Below are 25,923 nucleotides of genomic sequence, written 5' to 3' on the forward strand. Positions count from 1 at the left end.
ACAAATACGGAATGAAATTCTGGTCAGTAATGAAGAACGAAAAAAATACCGGAAGGCACCGGTTTTTGCACCGGCAGGTCAGAGTACCCAGTTAATTGTGGGTGCCACACCCGAAACCGACAGGCAAATCATTTTACTTTCCTCCAATCTTTATCAAACACAAAATCTGAAACGCGTTTATTTTTCTGGCTACATACCGGTGAATGCTTACGATCAACGATTGCCGGCCATAAACAAGCCTCCACTGGTACGCGAAAACCGGCTGTACCAAAGCGACTGGCTGATGCGGTTTTACCGGTTCAAGGCCGAAGAAATTCTCACCGAAGATCAGCCTTTCCTCGATTTGGATGTAGATCCTAAATTAGGTTATGCCCTGCGCAATCTGCATCTTTTTCCTGTTGATGTAAACACCGCAGACTATGAAATGATTTTGCGTATTCCCGGGGTAGGAGTGCAGTCGGCATTGCGAATTGTTCAGGCTCGAAACCACCGGAGACTTACTTTTTACCACCTGAAAAAAATCGGCGTTGTACTAAAACGCGCCAAATACTTTATCAAAACCAACGAACTGCCGGCAGGCATCAAAACCGACCTTCCACCCGAAAACCTGAAACGAATGTTGCTTTCCGACACTGCTCTTAAACGAAAAAAAGCAATGGATACCCAGCTCAGTTTGTTTGATAATTCCTCGCCGGCACTTCCTGTGATACAGTGGAGGCATTAAAAGATAACTTTTTCGATGAATTATTATACACTTATGCTTATTTGAACAATTTTTTATAGCTTTAAACAACCAAAAATAGTAATAGTTATGAGTGATTACCATGAACCAACCAGTGAGATGAGTGAAAAGGAAAGGTCGTTAACCAGGGCATTAAACAGCCTGAAAGAAGAAATTGAAGCTGTTGACTGGTACAATCAGCGGGTGAGCGTTGAAAAGGACGAGTCTTTAAAAGGTATTTTGGAGCACAATATGCTGGAAGAAATAGAACATGCCTGCATGACGCTTGAATGGTTACGCAGGAACATGGACGGATGGGATAAGCATCTGGAGGAATTTCTTTTTACAGAAGGTGACATTTCACATTAAAATCCGTTTGAATGAAGAAAATCGGTTTGGCTCTCGGAGGTGGTGCTGTTTTAGGTGCTGCCCATGTTGGAGTGCTCAAAGCCATTGAAGAACTTGACCTGGAGATCAGTTATATTGCCGGAACCAGTATCGGTGCTTTTGTGGCGGCCTTTTATGCTTTTGGAAAAACACCCGCCGAAATTGAAGAAATTGCGTTGAAACTAACCTGGATGGACATTTCGGGCATTTCCTTGTTTAAAAACGGTTTGTTATCCAACGAAAAACTTGGCGATTTAATTTCGGAATACATTGGCAATGAGAAAATTGAAAATGCCAAAAGCCCGCTTGCCATGATTGCCACCGATATTTTCACCGGTAAAAAGGTGGTTTTAAAAAAGGGAAATGTAGCCAAAGGAGTTATGGCCAGCACATGTCTTCCTGGGATATTTATCCCGGTGGAAATGAACGATGTAACCCTCGTTGACGGAGGAATAGTAGAGAATGTTCCCATTGATACTATAAAAGAAATGGGGGCAGATTATGTAGTTGGTGTCGATTTGAATGCCAAAAACAAATACGAAAAACCCAATAACATTCTGGATGTGATAATGAACAGCTTTCATTTTACTCTTAAAGCTGCTGCAAAATACCAGACCGAAAATGCCGACCTGCTGATTATGCCCGATTTGTCTGAATTCAACATGGCCGATACTTCTCAGGTAAAAGATTTAATTGAGCAGGGTTATAAAGATTCCAAAAAACTTCTGAAAAAGCATCTAGCCTGATTATCAAAATAATATTAAAATTCAGGGCCTTATTAATCCATGTTTATTTATCAGTTTTGAAAACAAAAATCATTAGTTGACAAAAATACCTTTTTGTCCATTAAAGAAAATTATATACCTTTAAACAGTTTTTTAAAGGCATATTTTTCAACTAATGGTTTAAACATGAAAACACAATTTTTAAATAGCTGGATTAAAAGTGGAATTGTAGCTGTTTTATTTCTGCTTTTTTCTCCCAAATTAATGGCATGTGAAGCTTGTAACAGGAGTTTTTTACAAAGTATTTTAGCGGATGACAAGTTTAACAGCCTTGTATCTAAAGAATTAAGGGCATCTATTGCATCTCAGTCGGTTGATGGTATTTCACCAGCCAAATGGGTGAACGATGTACTTGCTATGCAGAACCTTACTGTGGCAGACCTTAGCCCATCAGCCTTAAATGAAATTTTTTCAAATACTGCAGGTCCTGTTACGTCGGCTCCTGGTACCAGTGCACCGGGGCCTTCTGCCAGTCAGGGACTGGAGTTTTTGGATGTAATCAACCGTGATAAAAATTTATCAGTTCCGCCCACAAGCTATGTTCCTCAAAATACAAAACCCGATAAATATGTGCGGTTGACCCTGGAGGAGGGCGAAACCTATATTGGGAACGGGGTAATTTACAAAGGTTTTACAGTGAATAAAAAAATTCCCGGGCCAACGGTAATTGTTCAGGAAGGGGATATTGTATCGCTGACTATGGTAAATGACGGAGATATAACACATGGAGCTTCCATTCATGCCGTATATTCTCAAACTTCAAAGTATTTGGGGAAAATTGCTCCCGGCGATAGTGCAACAATTGTTTTTCAGGCCAACACGCCCGGAGTCTATATGTATCACTGCGCGCCAGGAGGACATGCCATTCCCATGCACATCATTTTCGGACAGTACGGAATGATTGTGGTGGAACCAAAGAAAAAGTATGAGATGGAGCGCATTTTGAATAAAAAACCGGACATTGAACTCTACCTGGTTCAGCATGAGTATTATGCCAGCGGTAAAGATGCGGTTGACGGTCAAGGGAAACCAATGTACACCGCTTTTAACGGCAAACTTTTCCGGTATATTGAAGAGCCCATTGTTGGAAAACCAGGTGATTATGTGCGGATTTATTTCCTGAATGCAGGGCCAAATTTGGTTTCTACATTTCATATCGTTGGAATTATCTGGGATTTTGCCTACTGGCAGGGGAATCCGGAAAACCGTTTTACCGGAGGACAAACTGTCACTGCCGGTCCATCCGATTCCTGGGTTATCGAATTCAGGATTCCGCCGGATGAAGGCAATTACCTGATGCTATCGCATGCAGTTGGCTCTACTGACCGGGGTGCATTGGGTTATTTGGTTTGCGACCCTGATGCCGAAACGCCTAAAACCTTTTTGGCTGATGGCATTGAATATTCGGAAACCGAAATGGAGGAATTCAGAAATCAGGCCTCACGCATTATCACTCCGTTTGGGCTAGGCTCCGATGACGTTGAGATTCCGGTTGTTTATGGCAGTGAAACCAGTGAAGTAACGGTTCAGATTATTGGAAACTCATTCTACCCCAAGGTGGTGCAGGTCGCACCCGGTACAACCATCAAGTGGGTAAACGAGGACGTATTTGCCTATATGGAAGGTGAATTTTCAGGAATCCACAACGTTATCGTTCGCGACGGGCCCGAAATTTTTTATTCGCCGTTGCTCGCGCATACCGAAAGTTTCAGTCAGGTTTTAAACGAACCAGGTGAATACGTTTATATCTGTGCTCCTCACCCCTACATGGAGGGAAAAATTATTGTGAAAGGTGAACCTGCCAAACAAGTAAAACAGACCAGGGTTTATTCTTCAGCCGGGCCAACGGATACCACATTTTATCACTGGAGCATTTTGGCAATGGCTGCGCTTGCGCTGGTTGTTTCAGTCTATTCCATGGTAAAAAAAAGTGAAAAGCCGGTTAATTAACTCTTGGTGAACAAATCTCCCTCTTTTTCAGTTAAATAAGAAAATATATTACAATGAGAAATATGAAAAAAGAGGACATCAAACAGGAAGTGTTCGACCTGTATGACGATTATGCACACAACCGGATTGACCGCAGACAATTTATGGAAAAGCTTTCGGTTTATGCCGTTGGCGGACTGACTGTTTCTTCGCTGATGAGTTTTATTATGCCCAATTACCAGGACAAAATTCAGGTAAATGCCAATGATGCGCGACTGAGCACGGAGTTTGTGGAATACGATTCGTCCAAAGGAGGTGGCAAAATCAAAGGGCAACTCTCGAGGCCGGTAAACAACAATAAAAAATTGCCGGGTGTAATTGTAGTACATGAAAACCGTGGGTTGAATCCGCATATCGCAGATGTTGGTCGCCGTGCTGGTTTGGAAGGATTTCTTTCTCTGGCGCCTGATGCACTCACACCGCTGGGCGGTTATCCTGGCAACGACGATGACGGCCGGACATTGCAAGCCAAACGCAATCGCGATGAAATGCTGGAGGACTTTATTGCAGCTTTTTATTATCTGAAATCTCACCCGGAATGTAACGGAAAAGTAGGTGTGGTTGGTTTCTGTTTTGGTGGCTGGATTTCAAATATGATGGCTGTGCGAGTTCCTGAACTACTGGCAGCCGTTCCTTTTTACGGTGGACAACCAGATGCAGAGGATGTGCCGGCAATTAAGGCACCTTTGTTGCTGCACTTTGCCGAACTCGACACCCGTGTGAATGCCGGTTGGCCTGCTTATGAAGAGGCACTGAAAAAGCACAACAAAGAATATATGGTATATTTCTATCCCGCTACAAATCACGGTTTTCACAACGATACCACACCGAGGTTCGATGAGGCTGCAGCCAAATTGGCCTGGCAACGGACGGTGGATTTCTTTAGGAAAAAACTTGGTTAGATTTTTCTATCTTCACCCCAAACTTAAAATACGTAAACTTTGAAGCGGATTCTAACCATCGACATCATGCGGGGGGTCACCCTGTTTCTGATGCTTTTTGTAAACGATTTGTATATGAAAAACGCACCTTGGTGGCTTGGTCACACGGAAGCTGATTTTGATGGTATGGGCCTGGCCGACTGGGTTTTTCCAGGGTTTTTATTTATGGTGGGTATGGCTGTGCCGTTTGCTGTGCAAAGCCGCCTGAAAAAAGGAGACTCTTCCCGGCAGGTGATTTTTCATATTTTTACCCGGACAATCAGTTTACTTATTATCGGTGTTTTAATGTTGAATGTTTCACGTCTGAATTCCGAACTTACCGGTATAAATAAAAACCTTTGGGCTATTCTAATGTACTTTTCGGTTTTCCTTATCTGGAATCTCTACCAAAATGTTCCTCAAAAAGTAGTTTTTGGTATGAAAGTATTGGGAATAATAGGGTTGATGGTTTTGGTTTTTATTTTCAGAAGCGGAACTGCTGATAGTCCCGGCTGGCTCACTACCGGCTGGTGGGGAATTCTGGGGCTGATTGGCTGGGGTTATTTTGCCACAGCACTGGTTTATTTGGTGGCAAAAGAAAATTTACTGAAAACCAGTTTTTTCTGGATTCTCTTTTTGGCACTGAATATTTTTTCGCAACTGGGAATGCTTTCGTTTTTGAATTTTCTACGTCCATTTTTTGGTGTGTTGATTGACGGTAACACGCCACTGCTTGTTATTTCCGGATTGTTTTTTAGTTTAATTTTACGGAAAACAGGTTCGGAACAGTGGAAAAAGTTTGTTACCATCGGAATATTGCTTGGTGTTTTGATGTTGGTTGGCGGATTTGTTTTGCGCAACTGGTTCATCATTTCAAAAATAAAAGCCACGCCAAGTTGGGGTTTGATTTGCACTGGTATCAGCATTTTGCTGTTTGTATTGCTTTTTATCATTTTGGATATTTTGGGCAAAACCAGGTGGAGTGCTGCATTTAAACCGGCCGGACAAAATTCACTGACCACCTACCTGGCACCCGACATTATTTATTATACCGTTTGGATGACCGGCTTCCCGTTGCTTTTTTACAAACATCTGGAAAGTCCGCTACTGGTAATTGCCGGCTCGCTGGTTTGGGCTTTTGCCATGATTGGCTTTGCAGCTCTACTTTCAAGAATCGGAATTCGATTGAAATTGTAAGTTTATATCAGGAATTCATTTTACCCCGAATAATCCAAGAATTATTCCTTTCTCCGACAGCGACTAAGATTACGTAAAAACTTTTTTCAAAAGTTTAACTTCCCCGAATCAACTTCGGGGCAGGCTATCTAAGTCGGGATTAACCTTCATTTCATTCATTACAAACAAAATTTATGAATAATGCAGGTTACAAAGTTTCACCAACTTTTTAGCCATTTTTACTACATCCAACAATAAATCAGGTTCAAAAAGTTAAATGGTCGATAAAAGTCATGGCTTTGGAAAAAATTCTACATTCGATTTCAGCCTGTCGAAGCGAATTTGCGGATTGCAGTGGCCGGTAAAACCAATGTAGCGGAGTTCCCCTTCTTTCCGGCCTTCAATCAAAGCCTTCAAAGTACTTTTTTATCTACCAATCCCAATCAGCGAACCCCGATGAATGTGTTGTTTTTCCCTGATTTCGGAGAAGGGACGCTTTACCTGGAGGAATACAATTCAGATTTTACCTTGAAATGGATGGATGTGCGGAAAGGCGAGAGAGTAGCGCAAAAGAAAGTTGCAGGCGGCAAACTGGTGAATTTGAAAACACCCGGTGAAAATGAATGGGTGGGAGTGGTTTTTAATCATTAACAGAATAAATGTTTTTTGTAATTTTTATCTTCTCCAATATTTTTTTTTAGATTTGTTAATCAAACCAAAAATCAAATTAAAATGAACCAAATTATATTTTTGTTAACTTCTTTGGTACTCTTTAATGTATTAAATATTAATGCATTTGCCCAGGCCGGAAATGATATTTTTCCGAATCAACAATCACCTTTAACAGCAGATTATTATTCGGCAGTAAGGAAGATTAATGATGCAGATTATGTTCCTGTTTGTCTCCACGAGAATGGAATGATTCATTCTAAAAATGAATTTTTATTTATTACGAATGATGAACCACCGGTTTTGGACAGTATTGTTGTAGAGTCGTACGATGATGCAACAGATGCCTGGATTAAAGACGGGATTTACAAATGGGGTAGTGAAGAAGATGGAAATAAAATTGTTTATAACATTTATTTTCTGGATGAATTGACAAATGCCTGGACTATTTTTCCCTGGGAGGAATATGAATACGACGAACAGGAAAGACTTATTCGGGAAGTAGTTTATGAATTTTCGATAAATGTCAAAGAGAAAACAGTTATCTACTGGAGGAAAACAGAACATCTTTTTACTTTTCTGGAAGAAAGAACAGAAGAAAAAACATCTTATAAACGTGATGTTTCTACAGGGGAATTGATACATGATCGAAAAGTTATTCAGGTTTTCGATGCAAATGATAATCTTTTAAAAGAAGAAATCTTTAGCTGGAAAACTGCCGATAATAATTGGTTTCTTACCAAAGAATTTGAATATGCTTATGATGAAAATGGATATCAGATACTTACCTCCGAAAAATCGTGGGATTATTATGCAGGGTTGGAGTTGGGAATTAAAAAAGCGGAATTTGAATTCGATGATTCTGGAAATTTGCTTTTTGAAATTAATTATATATGGAACTTGGATTCAATTGCCTGGAGATTAGATTCAAAAACCATTTATAATTATCAGGAAAACGGGAAATTGAATTCAAAAACCGGCTATATGTGGGATTTATCTGAAAACCAATGGAATAAAACATATAGACAATATTATGAGTATGATTCAGCCGGAAACACAATCAAAGAAATCAAATCGGGCTGGGACGATTCTCAAAATGATTGGGTGAATCAACAACTCGAGGAATACAAATATGATGAAAATGGTAACAGAACATTTTATTCCTACAGCAGCTGGAATCAGGAAATGAAAGACTGGGTCCCAGTTTCAAAAGAAGAAAATTTGTTCGATAATCAATCCAACCAAACGCTTAGAAGTTATTACAGCTGGGATGTTGGCGAAAACATTTGGGTTGGATTTGAAAAATTTGAGTATGAATTTGATGAAAACGGAATAAAACTTCATGAAAGTGAATATACATGGAATGAGGAATCAAACACCTGGATTGGAAACAGGAAAGAAGTTTATGTGTATGATGAATATGGAAATATAACACAAGCAGGTCTTTATGATTGGGATAAAATGGAAGAAGACTGGCTTTTCATTGAAGAGCAAAATCTGTATAAATATGAATACGATAGTGATGGAAGGATTATTAGTAAGGAAAACCTGAAATTTAAAAGTAAAAGTGAATATGCTTTTGATGAAACCGGTCGCTATATTTTGGAGAAAAATTATGTTTGGGATTCTAACATTGAAGACTGGAGAATGAATGTAATGTATGAATGGGGCTACGATAGTGAAGGAAGAATGATTTTGGACGGGAATTTAAACTGGTTGCAATATGGAGATATGTATTATGGAAGCAGAAGAATATTTGAATTAAGTGAAACTGGTCAGCTTTTGATGGAAAGCAATTACATCTGGTCCAATGAAGTTGGGGATTGGATTGGAAGTTCGAAAAGAGAAATAACTTATTTTGAGGGGCTCTTCAAAACAGTTTTGTATTCAAATTGGGATATAAATAAAAACGACTGGCAGAATTATTTGAAGGAAACCTATTTCTACTCCACCGAAATCGTTCAGGAAACGGTTGAAATAAATTCAGAAAAAAACATTAAAATTTACCCCAGCCCGGCAGAAAATTTCATTAGGGTTCAACTTCCCAATTCTTCTGTTCCGGCACAGTTGGAGCTGTTCAACTTAAGCGGACAAAAAATATTGTCAGCACAAATTTTTGATGGTGAACAAATTGCAATAAATCATTTCAAACCAGGCATTTATTCCTGGAGATTAATTCAGAACAAAGAAATATTCACTGGAAAATTTGTAAAAAAATAGTTTTGAGATTGAAATGCAGACCTGCTTATTTCATTGTCTCCCAAATCCATTTCAAGATGATTTCAAGTACTTCTGGCGAAATGGGTTCCTCAATCTGTGCATATTCGGCAACTGCGCCGGTTTCGCGGTGCTGGAAAAGGTGGTTGAGGTTGAGCAGTTCAATGGTTTTGATGTTTTAAGTATAAAATCAAGGGTTTACCGAAACAATCACCCGCTGATACCGTGTCAGTGCAGGCTCGCCATCGTCGGTCACTGAAACTACAAAATGAACTGTGGCAGGCTCTGTTACTTTGGGTAGAGTTACGGTGGTTTTTGCTTTTTCGGGCTCATCGATTTTTACCCAGGCAGGATAAGTGCCGGCTTCACGATAATGTATCCAGTTATAGCTGAGCTTGTCTCCGTCGGGATCAGTTGAAGACGAAGCATTCAGTTCGACTGTTTCTCCCGCCTTAACTGTAATTGAATTGGCATGATTTAATTTTGCCACAGGTGGATGATTGGCATTTTCAAAATCCATAATACACCAGTCCATCCGGGCGGCAAAATCATTTTGATAGTGTTTGCGCCAGCGCCAGATGGTAGCTGTGTTATCGATATAAACCGTGCCGTCCACTTCAACCCAGTCTTCAGTATCGGTCCAGATTTTTCGTTCTTCAGGTTCATGATAAAAAATACGTGTTGGGGGTTGATATAATTCGTAACGGCCGCCCCAGGAGCCCCAGTTTGGATGTTCGGATGAGCCCAGGCCATTTTGAATGAGGTACATAAACGACGGCGAATCGCCTTCCATAATGTAGGCAATGTCGGGGTATTGCGCACCCAGCGGACCATGGTTTTGGATATTGTTGTTCACCCAGTCATTGTCAATGATGTAAGTATTGGCGCCGCTGGGAAAATAATAATGCCGCTCGCCCGAAATGCCAATCCAGGTGGAATAGTGATAGCTGTTGGCACCATTTTCACCATATCCGGGACTGACAATATAGAACAGATCTTTGAAGTTATTTCGCAACCACGGCCCGGAGTTGTCCTGATCGGAAATGGTGTAAACCCGAATTTTTTCCACGAATTTTTTCACTTTCTCACCTGAACGTGTTTGTTGTACTTTCCAAAGCGCCTGTGCCAGGCAGTTGGAGCCGCCCCATACCGGAATCCAAACCGGCCGCGGGTCGTCTTTGTCCACCACTTCAATAATCCAGTCCGAGCCTTCCGAATCTTTTCCTTCACCCACGGCGGCCATACCAAAATCGGGGTATCCTTTTTTAATTCGCGTTTTCAGAAATGCATGGGTAGGATAGCCAATTTCATGTTTTTCGAGGTTGTCGCGGACCTTTCCGTAAGCGTCCACAATTTCGTGAATTCGCCATTCGGCGGTTTGATTGCGCTGCCAACAGGAAGTGGTTGCAATAATTCCTTCCACGTCAAACTGGTTGGCATACAGTAAGAAACGAACAAGTGACTGTGCGTCGTCGGGCTCATTTTCAATGTCGGTGAGTATCAGAATTCTTGTTTTTTCAGTTTGTCCATTTACCTGTGAAGTTGCCATCAAAATAGTCAAAGCAAATATAATAGCTAACGATGATTTTAAACACATGATATTCATAGCAGTAAAGGTTTTATTTTTCGAAATTGTTGTTTTGAAGCAAATCTACAAATATTTACAGAAAATTTGGGTAAAATAAAAAAGGGTAGGTAAATAATCCCACCCTCTTAGGTTAAAATTGTATATGACTGTTAATCCAATTTCTACCTCAAATTAACATCCATAGCAGGATGAGAACCATGAGCAATCCAATGCCAATAAATAAGGCTGTGCCATTGCCCCTTTCCAATTCATTTTTTTGCTGATTCATACTTCATATTTTTCTATTCTGACGGGATAAAATCAGAAAGTAACAGTTTTTTCTGAAATTTCTGAAAATTTTTAAATTAACCGCGGTCATAGTTTACGGGAACTGACCATATTGGCAGAGCCATCAAACAGAAAGAGTTTGCGTTTTAATTTTGAATCCCTCACAATCACTTCATAAAATTGCTTGTCTTTCTTTAAAATCAAAATGGCATTCATAATTTCACCCAACTGTTCACATTCTTCAGAAATTTTCCGGGGCAGGTCTTTCAGCCAAAGGTTTTTTTTGTATTCTTCCAGCTTTCCATCTGCCGAAATATGCGCAATATGTTCAACATCATCCTGATAAAAAATGGTTTCAAAACTTCCCTTTTTCATTTCCCATTCCACGTTCACAGCGTTCGGAAAATGAAGATTCAATTCTGCTAAAACCTTTTCGGGAATAATCCTGGGTGAGGGTTTAAATATTTTTGCAAGTGGATTTTTCATTTTGTTGAAATATTTCGTAATAAGTTTATGACGTTGATTTTGTTTAAAGTAACTGTTATTTATTCGTTACCAAACAATTTAAAATACAGATATACTACACGAGTTCTGGCTCGTTTCAACCGCATTTTTACAGCGTCTTCACTAATGGCCAAACTGGCTGCAATTTCCTTTAACGAAAGAGAGTCCTGGTATTTCATCAGCAGCAGGGCTTTTTCTTCCGGGTGAATTTTCTCAAAAACCTCCATGAGTTTGTCGTAACTGAGTTCTGCCATTTCGGTATCCGATTCATCAATAATCTCAGGAAGTTCGTTGTTTTGGTTCCAGTTGGGGTAGTGCAGTTGTTTTTTCTTTCGAAGATAGTCAATTACCGTATTGTAAGTAATGGCATATAACCACGAAGAGTAGGTTGATTTTCCCTGAAAACTCTCCAGCTTTTCAAACGCTTTACTTAAAATGTCATTTGCGAATTCTTCGGATTGTGTTTTGTTTTTTAAAAAGCTGTAACACTTATCTTTTACCTTTTGAAAGTAACGGTTATGCAAAATAGAGTATAACTCATTTTTTCCTTCAGAACGAATTTTTTCTATCAGTTGTTCGTCTGTTAAATGACTTTTTATTAGTTCATTCATAAATTGACACAAAAATTAACCACACTTTTTAAGGTTAAAATATTTTTTTTTCAATCATCTGTTACTTCATTTCAAACTCCCGTCAAAATAAGTGAATGATATAGTAAGAAAAAAACATTCAGAAAAATAACAATTAAAAATTTGAAATTATGAAGAAAAATGTTTTTGTTTTAACAATGATTGCCGCAGCACTGTTTTTTACAAGCTGTGGTAAACTTCCCCAAAATGAAATAGATGCAGCTAAAAATGCCCTTGAGCAGGCTAAAACTGCCCAGGCTGACCTTTATCTCCAGGCCGATTTCTACGCACTGCAGGACTCGTTGAACGCAATGGTTGTTGCTATTGAAGAACAAAAATCGAAAATGTTCGGAGATTATAAATTGGCAACTGAAAAGCTGAACGAAATTACTGTTCAGGCTACAGATCTGGTAGCTAAAACCGAATTACGGAAAGAGGAGATTAAAACTGAAGTTGCCTCTGCACAGTCGGCCATTACTACTTTGCTTAAAGAAAACAGCCAGATGCTGGAATTAGCTCCAAAGGGAAAAGGTGGGACTGAAGTGCTGGATGCAATTAAAGTTGAAATTGACGGCGTAAGCTCTTCGGTTTCTGAAGTTCCGGCTTTAATTGAAAACGGCGATTTGCTGAATGCACAAACAAAAGTTAAAGCTGCTCAGGAAAAGGCTGTTGAAATTAATACCGAACTGAAAGCCGTACTGGAGGAATCGATGAAAAAGAGTTAAAAGAGTATTGAAAAAAGTGAAATTGAGTTAATTGAATTGCCGGGGTTACATGCCCCGGCATTTTTGTTTAATGAAATTAGTATAACAAGTGTGGAGATTGAGCCAGATTTAGTGTTGAGCCAGTTTTCCGAACAAATCCCTGAAAATAGCATCGCGATTAAGCTCCGTGGCCATGCGGATGAAATGACGGGAATGATCCACGCTGAAAGTTACCTGATCGGTAAGTACGGGGCTGTGCACCAGGTTTGTTTTTATCCAGCCCGGATTTACCAGCCACGCCACTGCTGTAACATCCCAGATTACTTTCGAGTAAGCTTCGTGGCTACCGCTGTATTCCACCACGATGTTGTACAAATAATCCGAAAGTTCGTTTTTGCCTTCCAAATAATATTTCAATTCGGGAATGGTTGTATGAAAATGTGAAACCACCGGTCGGCAGGGCATAACCACAAACGGCACACCCGAATCGAAAACCACGCGGGCAGCCAGCACATCCTGCATTAGGTTGAATTCTTTCTGGTGTGGCCAGTTCAGTCCGTTTCCACCCAGCCAAACCACCACAATGTTTTCGATGATTTTCGGTTCGATTAAAATGGCCGAGGCAATGTTGGTGATGCAACCTATCGGCACCACATAAAGCGGATTTTCGGGGCTGCTGGACATGGCTTTTTTTATGAGGTCGAGTACAGCTTCACTACGAATGGGTTTTGATACATCTTCCAAATAACTGTCAGAGCCCCGAAAAGCGAATCCTTCGGGCGATTTGCCCAGCATTTTCAGCAATCGTAAAATTTCCTCGTAGCTTTTTTCCATACCATCTGCCGGCCCGTTTGACCGGTTATTGTGGAAAGGCGCTGCATAAACAGCTTCCAGTTCAATTCTCTCCTTCGACAAAAAAGCGTAGGCCAGCGCAAACTGGTCGTCCACTTCGTTGTACGTATCAGTGTCAAGCACCATGCGTACTTTTCCGGTGGGTGGTTCCAGTTGTTTCAGCCGGAAAGCTTCGTCCAGTTTTGGGTAGTTTTGGGACATAACGATAATGGATAATAGTAAAATTGGAATGCTTATTATAGCTGTTTTTTTCATGATAATTTCATTTTTTTAAAACTGTTCCATGTATTCTAAAAATATTTTGGCTGTCCGGTCCAGGTTTTCGATGGAGCCGCCGCCATCGAGCACTTCACACATTTCGTAAACCACCCAACCCTGGTAGCCGATTTCCTTTAAAGCGGCAAACCAGTTTTTATAATCGATGATTCCTTCGCCCACCGGAACTGCGCGCATTACCGGTTGTTCGGCTTTGTAATTGGTGAGTTCGTTCTGGTAAGTGAAACGAGGATGAGTTACATAATCAGCCACAATAGTATTCACAATGAACGGTTTCATTTTCAGAACAGATTCACGTTGTTCTTCCAAAGTCAAACCTTCCAGTACAGGCGACCAGGCATCCCAGCCGGCCATCACATTGGGCAAGTTCACTTCTTTCAAAAGCCAGTACATAACTTCGTGGTGCAACGCAATGTCGTGGTGGTTTTGCACAGCCAGTGTAACTCCATGTTCTGCAGCCAGTTTTCCTGCCATTTTCAGACCTTCCACCACTTCGGCGTATTGTCTGTCATAAGGAATTCCGGGACGTTCGTAACCCGTGAAAATGCGAACCATGTCGGTTCCCAGATCTTTGGCCAGCTCGGCAATTTCGCCTACCCAGGTGGCATGAATTTCAGCATTGGGAATTCCGGGTTTGTCAATTCCGGCCGTAAAATCAGTGTATCCTGCAAGTGCAACCAGAGTTAGTCCAAGTGAATCAATTTTGGCTCTTAAACGGGCGCGGGCAGCCTTATCGTAATCGTGCGGCGAAACATGCGGACGTTTGGCAACCAGCATAACTCCTTCGTATCCCAGTTCTTTGGCTTTCACCAAAAATTCATCAACAGTTAACCTTGTTTGTCCTCGCCAGAAACCGGCATAACTGACGGAGTGCAGGCAGGTTTTTACTTTAAAATCGGCCGGATTGCCGGTTGGTGTTTTTTGTGCTTTGGAGAAGGGGGATAAAATTAAAAAAGCTGAGATGATTAAAATAATTTGTTTCATTACTGTAAAGTTTTTATTTCATTTAAAAGTATTTCAAAAGCCGGGGAGGCCATTCCCCCGTGGTCGAATCCATCCAGTTCATACAATTTGGTTTTTGTGTGGCCGGCAACTTTCATCATTCGCCAGAGGTAGACATTTTCTTCGTAACGCCCCAAAATTTCCAGTTCGCGATCGCCTGTAATTAATACCAATGGTGGCGCATCGGCCCTTACATGATAAAGTGGTGCAAATTCGTCAATAACAGGCTGCGAACCCTCAATTCCACGTTCTTCGCGAATGGTAAAATGGGTTATTGTGTGGCCGCTGAACGGAACCAGCATGGCAATTTCATTGGCATCAATGCCGTATTCGGCCAGCCATTTTTTGTCCAAACCAGCCATGCTGGCCAGGTAACCACCTGCTGAGTGACCTGAAACCACAATCATCGATACATCGCCTCCGTACTTTTCAATGTTTTTGAATGTCCAGGCCACGGCTGCAGCAGCATCTTGAATGTATGCCGGGTTTTTTACTTTCGGGCTCAACCGGTAATTTGCAGCAACTACTGCAATACCTTTTTCTTTTAATTTTTCGGGAATGTGCTTGTTTCCGCTGTTTATTCCACCTCCGTGAAACCAGACAACTGTGGTGAAATTTTTTATGTCTTCAGGATAGTAAATATCCAGTTTGCAGCGTTCAGCAATGTATTCATCGGTTGCTGATTCACCTGACGAATAGTATGAGATATTTTCTTTTGTTATGTAATTAAGTTTTTTTTCTCCCGTTGCATTATTTTGTGACATCACAAAAAGGCTGATTAAAAAGAACGGGATGAAAAATATGATTTTAATTTTCGTGAAACGCCCGCCGGATATGTTACAATCCCGAATATTTCTTCTGTTTTTTATCATGCTGACTGTATTTTATTTTTGAATTTTTCCGTCACGACTAAGCAGAATTGCAAAGGGTTTAGTACCCTCAAATTCTGACATGATAATAATAATAATAACGGTTATTGGTACACTGAGAAGCATACCCGAAATTCCCCACATTAATCCCCATAACATTAAAGTAAGAATTACAACTAAAGGACTAATGTTCATTGTTTTTCCCATTGCCCTTGGTTCAATAAAATTTCCTACCACTATCTGAATGACTCCGACAATAGCCAACACAAGAATTGCTGGTGTAAATTCACCAAACTGCAGGAGTGCAAAAGCTGCTGGAAAAACAGTTGCTACCAGAGAACCTATTGTGGGAATAAAATTCAGGATAAATATAAGAAATGCCCAAAAGAATGGTGCATCAACACCAATAAATAATAGTGCAAAATAACTCAGGAAACCGGTTAGCAGGCTCGCCATGGTTTTTAGTGCAATATAGTTGCTTACCGACTTGTCAATTTTCGAAACCAGCGTTTTCATTTTTTCATGGCGATCTTGTTCCGGGTACATGGCTTTTAATTTTGTGGAGAAGGTAGGTTCTTCAAGGAGCAAAAATATAAGGTATATAAGCACGATGAAAGTATCTCCAAACAAATTGGTTAGTGTTGAAAAGAGCCTGGAGAGAATGTCTCCAAGGTTTAAATCTTTGATGTATTCACTTAACAGACTGGACAATTCCACATCGAATTTTAGGTTTATCAACTGGGTGATTTTATTCACGTTGGATTCATAAACAGGTAGTGTATTCGAAAGGAATTTGATGTTCATGGTAATCATTTGAACAATCAAAAACAAAAAACTTAAAAGGATTAATGAGGATATTATCGTGAGTAACCATTGGGGCCAATGTTTGATGTATCTGACTTTTGCAAGTAATTTTTTGATTACCCGAATCATAAACCAAAATAATATGGCAAGGATAAAAGGAATGATAATTCCCTGAGCATAAATTAAAACAACCACAAGGGTTGTGAGCACCAAAAATATGTATATTTTATTTGTTGCTTTCATCTGGATATATTAAATGTAAAGTATTGCAACTATATAATCAATTTCATGATAATCTTTTCTGGCAAATGCTCCCAAACAATCCCCGGAAGAGATTTTGGATGTGTAATTTATTCTTCAAAGGAGTCCTTGGTTCATTTCCATTTGTGTTTTTCAGAACATGCTCGTTTCATATTATTATGCGATTATTTTCTTCTAAAACTTCTGCTATTCCAGAGTAAGTTCCGGGTCTGATAATTCGTCGAATATATTTTGCCATTCCTGGGCAAAACTATGCCTTGGCATGGGCTTTTGTGCCCGCAAATACCAGTAGGCTGCGTTGTTTAAATCGGGTTCCTTCCGGTGAAGGTGTGCATGTATCCACCAGGCATATTCATTGTTCAGGTCCTGAACAATTTCGTGGGCAGTATTCCAATCCCCTTTTTGTGCCAGATACATCGCTTTTAAAAGTTTTTCTTTCATGGTGTTAAAGTTTTGATTAGCGTCAAAATGTAAAAATCGGGATTTTTTTCCAACGAAGTGTAATTTTTAGTCAATTGTTTTCGCGCCGGAAAATACTGACTGCCGATTAATGTCAGATTTTGAAATAAATCAGAATTTGTTGTTTTAAAACATTCTTTTCAATTGGCTACAGTATTTGGCATTTCGTAACTTAGTCGCATGATACAGTCATATCAATGTCCGGTATTTTTTTACATCGGGTTGCCCGAGTGCCTTGATGATTCCAACGCTTCTCATTAGCTGCGCCCGCAGCGTTTTAGTGTTCAGCCACTGTTTTTAGTTCTTTGCTCTTTGGTGATTGAATTCTGATTTTGTTTTTCATAACCATTAACAATAAAACTTTTAACCATGAAAGTTTCATCCGGGAATAGGGGTGATGCAGTTCGTTCCGATTGTTATATAGAACTTTGGGACGAAGGAGGTGTAACCAATCAGGTATTCCTGAAAAGTAAGGTGAAAGCACTTTACGGAAAATCCATCGAAACGCTTTGCCTCGAAATGCTTGAATTTTTTGAATTGCAGGGTGTTTCTGTTAACATCGAAGATTCGGGTGCTTTACCGTTTGTCATTGCCGCCCGGCTCGAGGCAGCCATCAAACAATTCAATTCAATCGAAAAAAGTTTTCTTTTCGAAAAATTGCCTGAAAACGACTACCCCATTGCGCCAAACCGTTTACGGCGCTCGCGTTTGTACGTTCCGGGCAACAACCCAAAAATGATGATTAACGCTGGTATTTACGGCAGCGACGCGGTAATCCTCGATTTGGAAGATGCCGTACATCCGGCCAAAAAAGCGGAAGCGGCCATTTTGGTTCGCAATGCGTTGTGCCAGGTAAATTTTTACAGCGCCGAACGCATGGTCCGCATCAACCAGGTGCCTGAAGGGCTGAACGATTTGGAATACATTGTGCCGTTTGGTGTTCATACCATTGTCATTCCCAAGTGCGAGTCGCCCGACGATATTTTGTTTGTGGAACAGCGTATTCGGAAAATTACCGGAAAAGCCGGTGCTGTTCATCTGATTCCGATTATTGAAAGTGCGCTGGGTGTGGAAAATGCCTTCGAAATTGCGGTTTCTTCCGAAAATATAGTGGCCATGGCTATCGGTTTGGAAGACTACACCGCCGACATTGGCGCACAACGAACCGAAGCCGGAAATGAGTCGTTTTTCGCCCGAAGCCGGGTCATTAATGCGGCGCGTGCAGTCGGAATTCAACCGCTCGATTCGGTTTTCTCCGGTTTTGAAGATGTGGAAGCGCTTTCAAAAACAGCACAAAATGCAAAAGCGCTCGGTTTTGAAGGGTTGGGATGCATTCATCCCGGACAAATAAAAATCGTGAATGAAAGTTTTTCTCCTTCGGAAAAAGAGATTGAAAAAGCGAAAAAGATTGTTTTTGCCTTTTTTCAGGCCGAAAAAGAAGGAAAGGGAGTTGTTGCTGTGGATTCGAAAATGGTGGACGCGCCGGTGGTAAAAAGGGCGCAGAAAACCATTGAAAATGCGATAGTTTTCGGATTGTTAAACCAAAACTGGATGGAAAGTTATGGAAACGAACTGGGTTAAAAATGCTGCCGGAAGATTAGTTCCAACGCAGGTAAACGGCGAGGAAGTTATTCCGTTTCAGGGTGTTGGAAAGTACCGGGTTCATGGCAAAATGCATGCGCCAACCATTCCCTCGTTTGTCGATTTTCCCAAAGACGGCAACAAAGTGGTGGATTCATTAAAAACCGCATTGCAAAAAGCAGGTTTGAAAGACGGAATGACCATCTCCACGCATCACCACTTTCGCGACGGCGATTTGGTTTCCAACCGGATTTTCGACATTGCCCACGAACTGGGAGTAAAAGATTTGCGCTGGTTTCCGTCGGCCTCTTTCCCCTGCAACAGTCCGCTGATAAAATACCTGGAAGATGGCACCATTCATCACATCGAAGGCAGTTTGAACGGACCGCTTGGCCGGTTTGCTTCCGAAGGGAAAATGTGTGGTACGGCGGTTTTGCGTTCGCACGGCAGCCGGGTGCAGGCCATTCAGGACGGCGAAGTGAAAATTGACATTGCCGTGATTGCCGCCCCAACCTGCGACAGTTTTGGCAATGCCAACGCGCTTTACGGACCTTCGGCATGTGGCGTTTTAGGATTTGCTGAAATGGATGTGCAGTATGCCGAAAAAGTAATTATGGTAACCGACAACCTCGTGGAATTTCCCTGCCTGCCCATTCAGCTCGAAGGGAATTATGTGGATTACGTGGTGGTGGTTGATAAAATTGGTATTCCCGAAAAAATTGTTTCCGGCACCACGCAAATCACCCGCAGTCCCGACCGCCTGAAAATTGCCGAACTCACCGCCCGTTTCTGCCTCGAAACCGGCATTTTGCACGACCGCTGCATCATTCAGTCGGGCGCCGGAAGCATTTCGCTGGCCATCGGGGTTTTCATTCATCAAATTTTGAAAGAAAAGAACTGGAAAGCTGCGGTAAGCTTTGGCGGCAGCACCAAATACAGCGTGCAGATGCTGCAGGAAGGAACCGCGGAGAAAATTCTGGAAGGTCAGCTTTTCGATACGGCAGCCATTGAGTCCATGCGCCAGAACCCGCTGCACCACAATTTTTCGGTATTCAACGCTTACAACTACCATTCAAAAGGAAACCTCACGTCGATGATTGACTTGGTAACGCTGGGAGCTACCGAAGTGGATGTGAACTTTAACGGAAATGTGGTAAGCCACTCCGACGGTTACCTGCTCCACGGAATTGGCGGCTGGCAAAATTGCCTGCATGCCAAAAATGTGATTCTGCCCATCCCGCTGTTCCGCGACCGCATTCCGGTAATTGTGGATGAGGTGACTACCCTTTGCGGCCCTGGCGAACTGATTGACGTAATTGTAACCGAGCGTGGCATTGCCATTAATCCGCTACGTACCGATTTAATCGAAAAGGCGAAGGCAACCAACCTTCCCGTAAAATCGATTTATGAACTGAAAGAGGAAGCCGAACGTATTTGCGGCAAACCGGAAAAACCGCAGTTTACCGACAAACTCATCGGCATTGTAAAATGGCCCGACGGTACCGTTATCGACGCCATCCGCCAGGTGAAACCGAATGATTAATTAATTGTCAGGCTGAGCGTAGTCGAAGCCTGACAGTCATGATGAACTTTGCGGATTTGACATTACTGAAAAAAACCTAAAAGGTTTTAATAACAATAGCCACGGGTAAAACCCGTGGAACCGAAACAGAATGAGGAAACAACCCTGAAGGGGTTGAAAAAAAACAGAACAATTAATAAAACTAAAAACCAATAAAATATGAAACAAACAATCGTAACACTTCCCGGCGACGGCATCGGGAAAATTGTCTTGGAAGAAGCCATCCGCGTGCTGGATGCGGTCGGTTTTAAGGCCAATTATGTGGAAGGCGACATCGGCTGGGAATTCTGGTGCAAAGAAGGTAACCCGCTACCGGAGCGCACTATTCAGCTTATAGAAAACCACAAAACCGCCCTGTTTGGCGCCATCACTTCCAAACCCAAAGAAGAAGCTTTTAACGAACTGGCGCCAGAACTAAAGGAAAAAGGACTGGTCTATTTCAGTCCGATTGTGGGGTTGCGCCAGCATTTCAATCTCGATATCTGCCTGCGCCCCTGTCGTTCTTACAAAGGAAATCCACTCAACTTCATTCGCCGTGGAGCGAATGGTACGGTTGAAGAGCCACTGGTGGACGTAGCTATTTTCAGGCAGAATACCGAAGGCCTTTACGGCGGGGTGGAGTGGAGCAATCCGCCGGCAAAAGTGTATGACGCGCTGATGACGCACCCGAAATTTGTAAAGAATTTCGGTCATGTTCCTGTGGAGGAACTTTCGGTGTCCACCCGTATTTTTACGAAAAAAGCGACGCAACGCATTTTACACGCTGCTTTTTCGCATGCCAGAAAATATAATTATCGCTCGGTTACGTTGTGCGAAAAACCCAACGTCATTCGCGAAACGTCGGGTATGATGTACAAAATGGCGCGCGAGATGCAGAAAAGCGAATTCCCGGAAATCGAACTCTGGAACACCAACATTGACGCGCAAATGATGTGGCTCACCAAAAACCCGGAGGATTACGGCGTAATTGTGGCCGGCAACATGTTTGGCGACATTGTTTCCGATGCGTTTGCCGGGCTCATTGGCGGACTGGGATTTGCCTGTTCGGCACAAATTAATCCCGACTCGGGAATCGGCGTGTTTGAACCCACGCACGGTTCAGCGCCCAAGTATGCTGATTTTCAGGTTTCCATTGTTAATCCGGTGGCCATGATTGAATCGGCCTGCATGATGCTCGACCATCTGGAGGAACAGCAAACGGCGCAAAAAATCAGGCAGGCCATTGCCGAAGTGATTTTGGAAGGAAACGTACAGACCTACGACATGAAAAAATTGCCGGGAAGTCCGGATGTGCTGCAAAAAGGTGCGGTTTCCACGCAACAGATGACCGATGCCATCATTTCAAAACTCAAATAACCGGAATTATGGAAAATGTGTATGAACTGTGGCCGGAGCTAAACTGGATTAAGGATGAGGAATTGCGTGAACAGACCGCAAAAACGTGGGAGCTGGGGCTGGAAAAGAGTGTGCTTACGGGCGACGATTTAAAGCGCATTCCGTTTACCCTGCTCTGCGGCCCTGGTTTAAAAGTTTCGTTTATGGACCACAAGCGCGCCGTGGTGCACATTGCGTTTGAAGCCGCAAAAAAAGTGAAGGAGTTTTTTAAAGAGGAATTGCCGGTGAACATGGACGTATTGATTTCCGGCGCCATTCTGGCCGATGTGGGAAAATTGCTTGAATATGTGCTGGATGAAAACGGAAATGCGGTACAGGGCAGCTACGGAAAATACCTCCGCCATCCGTTTTCAGGCGTTTCGCTGGCCGAAACGTGTGGGGTTCCGCCCGAAGTGTGCCACATTATTGCCACGCATGCCGGCGAGGGCGATATGGTAAAACGAACTACCGAAGCGTACCTGGTTCATCATGCCGATTTTATGACGTTTTTGCCGTTTAAGGAGCGGTTAAAAATCTGACAATCATGACTATCATCGAAAAAATAATTGCAAATCATTCCGGCCAAGCAAAAGTTCGGCCCGGCGACATTGTGGATGTGGAAATCGACGTGCGGCTGGCCCGCGATTTTGGCGGCGCCAACGTGGTGAAAAACATCGAAGAAAACGATTTGGACGTGGCTGATGCTTCCAAAACCTGGTTTACTTTTGACTGCAATCCCACCGGTTCCGACCAGAAATATGCGGCCAACCAGCAATTCTGCCGCGTTTTTGCGCGCAATAACAACATTCCGGTTTTCGATATAGATGCGGGAATCGGTACGCACCTGGCCATCGACAAAGGATTGGCTGTGCCGGGCAGTACGCTGGTATCCACCGATTCGCACGCAAATATTCTGGGGGCCATCGGAAGTTTCGGGCAGGGCATGGGCGACCAGGATATTGCCGCAGCCTGGGCCAACGGTAAAGTGTGGTTTAAGGTGCCGGAAACCGTAAAGATTGTGCTGGACGGACTGCGCCCTTCAGGTGTGTATGCTAAAGACGTGGTGCTGAACCTGCTGCGTGAGTTTGGCGCCAATTCGCTGTTGGGAAAAGCTGTTGAAATTCATGGCAACAGTTTAAAACAATTTACGCTCGACCAGCGGATTACCATCGCCTCCATGGCTACCGAAATGGGAGCAATCGCCATCTTTTTTCCGCCGTCGGAGGAAGTTCTCAAATACTGCCGGAAGCGGTCAGGTAAAAATTTTGAACCGGTTTTTGCCGATGATGACGCTGTTTATGCCGAAGTTTTCCATTTGAACCTAACCGAGTTTAACCCAGCCGTTTCCATGCCCGGAAAACCGCACGATGTAAAGGATGTGGCGGAAGTTGCAGGAGTTAAAATCGATTCGGCGTTTATTGGAAGTTGTACAAACGGACGCATGGAGGATTTGCGTGTAACGGCCAGTATTCTGGAAGGGAAAAAAGTCGCACCTGGGGTGGTTTTGAAAATTGTTCCGGCTACAGATGAAATTTGGCAAAAATGCCTTGATGAAGGATTGTTGAAGATTTTTAAAGAAGCCGGTGCACTGGTTGGTAACGCCGGATGTGCCGGATGTGCCACCGGCCAAATCGGACAGAACGGTCCGGGTGAAGTGACCATCAGCACCGGAAACCGCAACTTTGCGGGCAAACAGGGGAAAGGTGAAGTTTATCTGGCATCGCCTGCAACAGTAGCTGCGTCGGCCATTGCCGGGCACATCACAACAGAAGCTGCTCTACCGGAATCACCATCACTCTTTTTTCCGAAGAAAATACAGAAGACAAAAACCAAAATTCAGTTGGGAAAAGAGGAAAAACCGGAAGTTCTAACCGGAAAAGTTTGGTTAATCGATGAAGACAACATCGATACCGACATGATTTTCCACAACCGGCACCTGGCCATTACCAATCTGGAAGAGATGGGGCAGTTCACCCTTGGAAACCTGAAAGGGTGGGAGGACTATGCGCAAAAGTCGGAGCCGGGAGATATTGTCATCACCGGAAAGAATTTTGGCTCCGGCAGTTCGCGCCAGCAGGCGGTGGATTGTTTTATTGCACTGAAAAATCGGGCCATTCTGGCCAAATCGTTCGGCGCTATTTACGAGCGGAATGCCATAAACGCAGCATTTCCCGTGCTGGTTTACCATTCGCTGGACGAGCTGAACCTGAAAAATCGCGACCGCATTCAGGTTGATTTGCACAGCGGAAAAGTGACGAACTTCGAGAACGGAAAAGAAACTTTTGTTGAACCGTTTTCAGAAGTTCAAATGCAGATTTATAAGAGGGGAGGGCTGTTAAGTCCTGTGAAAAATGAACAGTAAAATGCAAAATCATACACCCTTCGACTCCGCTCAGAGTGATAGTCACAGTGAGTAAAGTCGAAATATGGACCGATTGGATTAAAAAAGATAGTGTCATGTCAGGAAAAACATTCGCAGAAAAAATACTGGAAGCGCCGGCCGGGGAAATTGTTTTCCGGAATCCGGACCTGGTGCTGACCCACGATAACACCTCCGCCATTGAAACCATTTTCAGAAAAATGCATGGCGAAAAGGTGTTTGACCCGAACCAGTTGCTGGTGGTGCTCGACCACAACGCGCCGCCCACAGACTCGAACCTGGCCAACAAGTACCAGGCAATTCGTCGATTTGTGAAAGAACAGGGTATTAAAAAGTTTCACGATGCAGGCGAGGGCATCTGTCACCAGTTGATGGTTAAATATGCTCGTCCGGAAATGATAATCGTGGGCAGCGACAGCCACACCTGCACGGCCGGGGCGTTTAACGCTTTTGCAGCGGGCATCGACCGCACCGAGGCTGCCGGAATCTGGCGAACAGGAGAAACGTGGTTCAAGGTGCCCGAATCGATAAAAATTACCCTCACCGGTGAGCTGCGAAAATACGTGTCGGCAAAGGATGTGGCGCTCTACATTATTGGCATGATTGGAGCCGCCGGCGCCGATTACCTGTCGGTTGAATTTCACGGAAGTGGTGTCCGTAATTTGTCCATTTCCGACCGCATGACCATTGCCAACCTGGCTTCGGAAATGGGAGCCAAAAATGCCGTTTTCCCTGCCGATAGTGTGTTGAGCATGTTTCTGGGATACGATGTGCACGGCGAATGGGCTGACCATGATGCGGTGTACAAAGCCGAATACGAAATCAACCTCTCGGAAATCGTTCCGCTGGTGGCTTGTCCGCATCAGGTGGAAAATGTAAAAACGGTTGCCGAAGTGGGCGAAATTCCGGTTGAGCAGGCATTGATTGGCACCTGCACCAACGGACGGATTGAAGACCTGCGCGCGGCTGCCGACATGCTGAAAGGCAAAAAAGTTCCAGAAGGATTTCAGTTGTTGGTGACCCCGGCATCCCGGGAAATCTATCTGCAGGCTGTTCAGGAAGGGATCATGGAAATCTTTCTGAAAGCCGGAGCCAATGTACTGTCGCCGTCGTGTGGGCCGTGTTTGGGCACAGGTCAGGGAATTCCCGCCGATGATGTGAACGTGGTCTCTACGGCCAATCGCAACTTTTTGGGAAGAATGGGAAACAAAAAGGCGAACATTTATTTGGCATCGCCCGAAACGGTGGCTTTTTCAGCATTGAATGGAAAGCTGGTATCGCCTTTTCAGAAAAATGAAATCAAACCGTTTCCGTTTAAAAGAACGGAAATACCTATGATTGAAATTCCAACGGGAGAAAACCGGAAAGTGAACGGCGTCTGGGATTATTCGGATGCCGATAACCTGAACACCGACCAGATGTTTGCCGGCAACCTGACTTACAAAATCAGCAGTGCCGAACCGGAGGCGATTCTTCCGCACCTGTTTGCCGGATTCGATGCAGTGTTTTCAAAAAACGTAAAAAAGGACGATATTCTGGTGTGTGGCGAAAACTTTGGCTGTGGCAGTTCACGCGAGCACCCGGCTGTGGGATTGGGGTTTGCCGGAGTGCAGGCTGTTATCGTTAAATCGGTTTCGCGCATCTTTTTCAGGTCTTCCATCAATCAGGGGTTGCCTATCATTATTCTGCCCGAAGCGGTAGATTTTTATTCCCATGGTGATGCTGTTTCGGTGGATTTGGCAGCCGGAAAAGTGACAGTAAATGAAAAGGTTTTCACTTTTGCTCCGCTCCCTGGAAAATTACTGGAAATTCTCAAGGCCGGCGGTTTAGTGGAGAGCATCAATACGCTACACGACCTGAAATGGACAGAACTCATTTTGTAGAATATTTTGTCTGTTTTAGTGGCAAAAAATGAATTAAAATCAAA

General features: G+C 43.0%; 22 protein-coding genes and 1 pseudogene. 15 read left to right on the forward strand and 8 right to left on the reverse strand.

The genetic code is table 11. The features are described from left to right. From ACESMA_RS13400 to ACESMA_RS13435, 8 genes and pseudogenes are all read left to right on the forward strand, one after another. Positions 1-724 (forward strand): annotated as a pseudogene (locus ACESMA_RS13400) (putative DNA modification/repair radical SAM protein); the annotation flags it as partial. A gap of 87 nt (positions 725-811) precedes the next feature. Then, on the forward strand, positions 812-1,090 hold the full coding sequence (locus ACESMA_RS13405; protein ID WP_372949345.1) for an encapsulin-associated ferritin-like protein: 279 nt from the start codon (positions 812-814) through the stop codon (positions 1,088-1,090). A gap of 11 nt (positions 1,091-1,101) precedes the next feature. Then, positions 1,102-1,854, forward strand: a complete 753-nt coding sequence (locus ACESMA_RS13410; RefSeq protein WP_372949346.1) for a patatin-like phospholipase family protein — start codon at positions 1,102-1,104, stop codon at positions 1,852-1,854. 165 nt (positions 1,855-2,019) lie between these two features. Continuing rightward, entirely contained in the window at positions 2,020-3,843 is a 1,824-nt protein-coding gene (locus ACESMA_RS13415; protein WP_372949347.1) for a multicopper oxidase domain-containing protein, read from the forward strand. Between the two features lie 53 nt (positions 3,844-3,896). Further along, positions 3,897-4,784 (forward strand): dienelactone hydrolase family protein, encoded by an 888-nt coding sequence (locus ACESMA_RS13420; RefSeq protein ID WP_372949348.1) that lies wholly within the window; start codon positions 3,897-3,899, stop codon positions 4,782-4,784. A gap of 39 nt (positions 4,785-4,823) precedes the next feature. Further along, positions 4,824-5,999 (forward strand): DUF5009 domain-containing protein, encoded by a 1,176-nt coding sequence (locus tag ACESMA_RS13425; RefSeq protein WP_372949349.1) that lies wholly within the window; start codon positions 4,824-4,826, stop codon positions 5,997-5,999. A gap of 333 nt (positions 6,000-6,332) precedes the next feature. Continuing rightward, a complete protein-coding gene (locus ACESMA_RS13430; RefSeq protein WP_372949350.1) occupies positions 6,333-6,629 on the forward strand; it encodes a hypothetical protein in 297 nt (98 codons plus the stop codon). An 81-nt stretch (positions 6,630-6,710) separates the two neighbouring features. Continuing rightward, complete coding sequence (locus tag ACESMA_RS13435) at positions 6,711-8,867, forward strand: T9SS type A sorting domain-containing protein (protein ID WP_372949351.1); 2,157 nt, start codon at positions 6,711-6,713, stop codon at positions 8,865-8,867. A gap of 187 nt (positions 8,868-9,054) precedes the next feature. On the opposite strand, the gene ACESMA_RS13440 is transcribed toward ACESMA_RS13435, so the two are convergent. From ACESMA_RS13440 to ACESMA_RS13450, 3 genes are all read right to left on the reverse strand, one after another. Continuing rightward, positions 9,055-10,470 carry a DUF1593 domain-containing protein gene (locus ACESMA_RS13440; protein WP_372949352.1) on the reverse strand — a complete coding sequence of 472 codons (1,416 nt, stop codon included), beginning with the start codon at positions 10,468-10,470 and terminating at the stop codon, positions 9,055-9,057. A 336-nt stretch (positions 10,471-10,806) separates the two neighbouring features. Beyond that, entirely contained in the window at positions 10,807-11,205 is a 399-nt protein-coding gene (locus tag ACESMA_RS13445; RefSeq protein WP_372949353.1) for a hypothetical protein, read from the reverse strand. Positions 11,206-11,264: 59 nt separating this feature from the next. After that, positions 11,265-11,834, reverse strand: coding sequence for an RNA polymerase sigma factor (locus ACESMA_RS13450; protein WP_372949354.1), 570 nt, complete (start codon positions 11,832-11,834; stop codon positions 11,265-11,267). A 149-nt stretch (positions 11,835-11,983) separates the two neighbouring features. On the opposite strand from ACESMA_RS13450, the gene ACESMA_RS13455 reads away from it, so the two are divergent. After that, positions 11,984-12,577, forward strand: coding sequence for a hypothetical protein (locus ACESMA_RS13455; protein WP_372949355.1), 594 nt, complete (start codon positions 11,984-11,986; stop codon positions 12,575-12,577). Between the two features lie 108 nt (positions 12,578-12,685). Here the strand turns inward: ACESMA_RS13455 and ACESMA_RS13460 are convergent, their stop codons facing one another. The 5 genes from ACESMA_RS13460 to ACESMA_RS13480 form a co-directional block, all read right to left on the reverse strand. After that, positions 12,686-13,663 carry a nucleoside hydrolase gene (locus ACESMA_RS13460; protein ID WP_372949356.1) on the reverse strand — a complete coding sequence of 326 codons (978 nt, stop codon included), beginning with the start codon at positions 13,661-13,663 and terminating at the stop codon, positions 12,686-12,688. 15 nt (positions 13,664-13,678) lie between these two features. After that, a complete protein-coding gene (locus ACESMA_RS13465) occupies positions 13,679-14,668 on the reverse strand; it encodes a sugar phosphate isomerase/epimerase family protein (RefSeq protein WP_372949357.1) in 990 nt (329 codons plus the stop codon). Further along, positions 14,668-15,558, reverse strand: a complete 891-nt coding sequence (locus tag ACESMA_RS13470) for an alpha/beta hydrolase (RefSeq protein WP_372949358.1) — start codon at positions 15,556-15,558, stop codon at positions 14,668-14,670. Before ACESMA_RS13470 ends, ACESMA_RS13465 begins: the two co-directional genes overlap by 1 nt. A gap of 12 nt (positions 15,559-15,570) precedes the next feature. After that, the gene (locus ACESMA_RS13475; protein ID WP_372949359.1) at positions 15,571-16,602 is read right to left on the reverse strand and encodes an AI-2E family transporter; all 1,032 of its coding nucleotides are present in this window, start codon (positions 16,600-16,602) and stop codon (positions 15,571-15,573) included. Between the two features lie 204 nt (positions 16,603-16,806). Then, complete coding sequence (locus ACESMA_RS13480; protein WP_372949360.1) at positions 16,807-17,061, reverse strand: hypothetical protein; 255 nt, start codon at positions 17,059-17,061, stop codon at positions 16,807-16,809. Positions 17,062-17,448: 387 nt separating this feature from the next. Between ACESMA_RS13480 and ACESMA_RS13485 the strand changes: the two genes are divergently transcribed. From ACESMA_RS13485 to ACESMA_RS13510, 6 genes are all read left to right on the forward strand, one after another. Next, positions 17,449-18,660 (forward strand): aldolase/citrate lyase family protein, encoded by a 1,212-nt coding sequence (locus ACESMA_RS13485; protein WP_372949361.1) that lies wholly within the window; start codon positions 17,449-17,451, stop codon positions 18,658-18,660. Then, the gene (locus ACESMA_RS13490; protein WP_372949362.1) at positions 18,641-20,203 is read left to right on the forward strand and encodes a citrate lyase subunit alpha; all 1,563 of its coding nucleotides are present in this window, start codon (positions 18,641-18,643) and stop codon (positions 20,201-20,203) included. The genes ACESMA_RS13485 and ACESMA_RS13490 overlap by 20 nt, the downstream gene beginning before the upstream one ends. Positions 20,204-20,401: 198 nt before the next feature. Further along, positions 20,402-21,598 carry an isocitrate/isopropylmalate dehydrogenase family protein gene (locus tag ACESMA_RS13495; RefSeq protein WP_372949363.1) on the forward strand — a complete coding sequence of 399 codons (1,197 nt, stop codon included), beginning with the start codon at positions 20,402-20,404 and terminating at the stop codon, positions 21,596-21,598. An 8-nt stretch (positions 21,599-21,606) separates the two neighbouring features. Further along, complete coding sequence (locus tag ACESMA_RS13500) at positions 21,607-22,155, forward strand: HDIG domain-containing metalloprotein (protein WP_372949364.1); 549 nt, start codon at positions 21,607-21,609, stop codon at positions 22,153-22,155. A 5-nt stretch (positions 22,156-22,160) separates the two neighbouring features. After that, the gene (locus tag ACESMA_RS13505; RefSeq protein ID WP_372949365.1) at positions 22,161-23,978 is read left to right on the forward strand and encodes an aconitase/3-isopropylmalate dehydratase large subunit family protein; all 1,818 of its coding nucleotides are present in this window, start codon (positions 22,161-22,163) and stop codon (positions 23,976-23,978) included. A 95-nt stretch (positions 23,979-24,073) separates the two neighbouring features. Then, entirely contained in the window at positions 24,074-25,879 is a 1,806-nt protein-coding gene (locus tag ACESMA_RS13510; protein ID WP_372949366.1) for an aconitase/3-isopropylmalate dehydratase large subunit family protein, read from the forward strand. Positions 25,880-25,923: the final 44 nt, after the last annotated feature.

It is taken from the genome of Mariniphaga sp., from assembly GCF_041687215.1.
Lineage (GTDB): Bacteria > Bacteroidota > Bacteroidia > Bacteroidales > Prolixibacteraceae > Mariniphaga.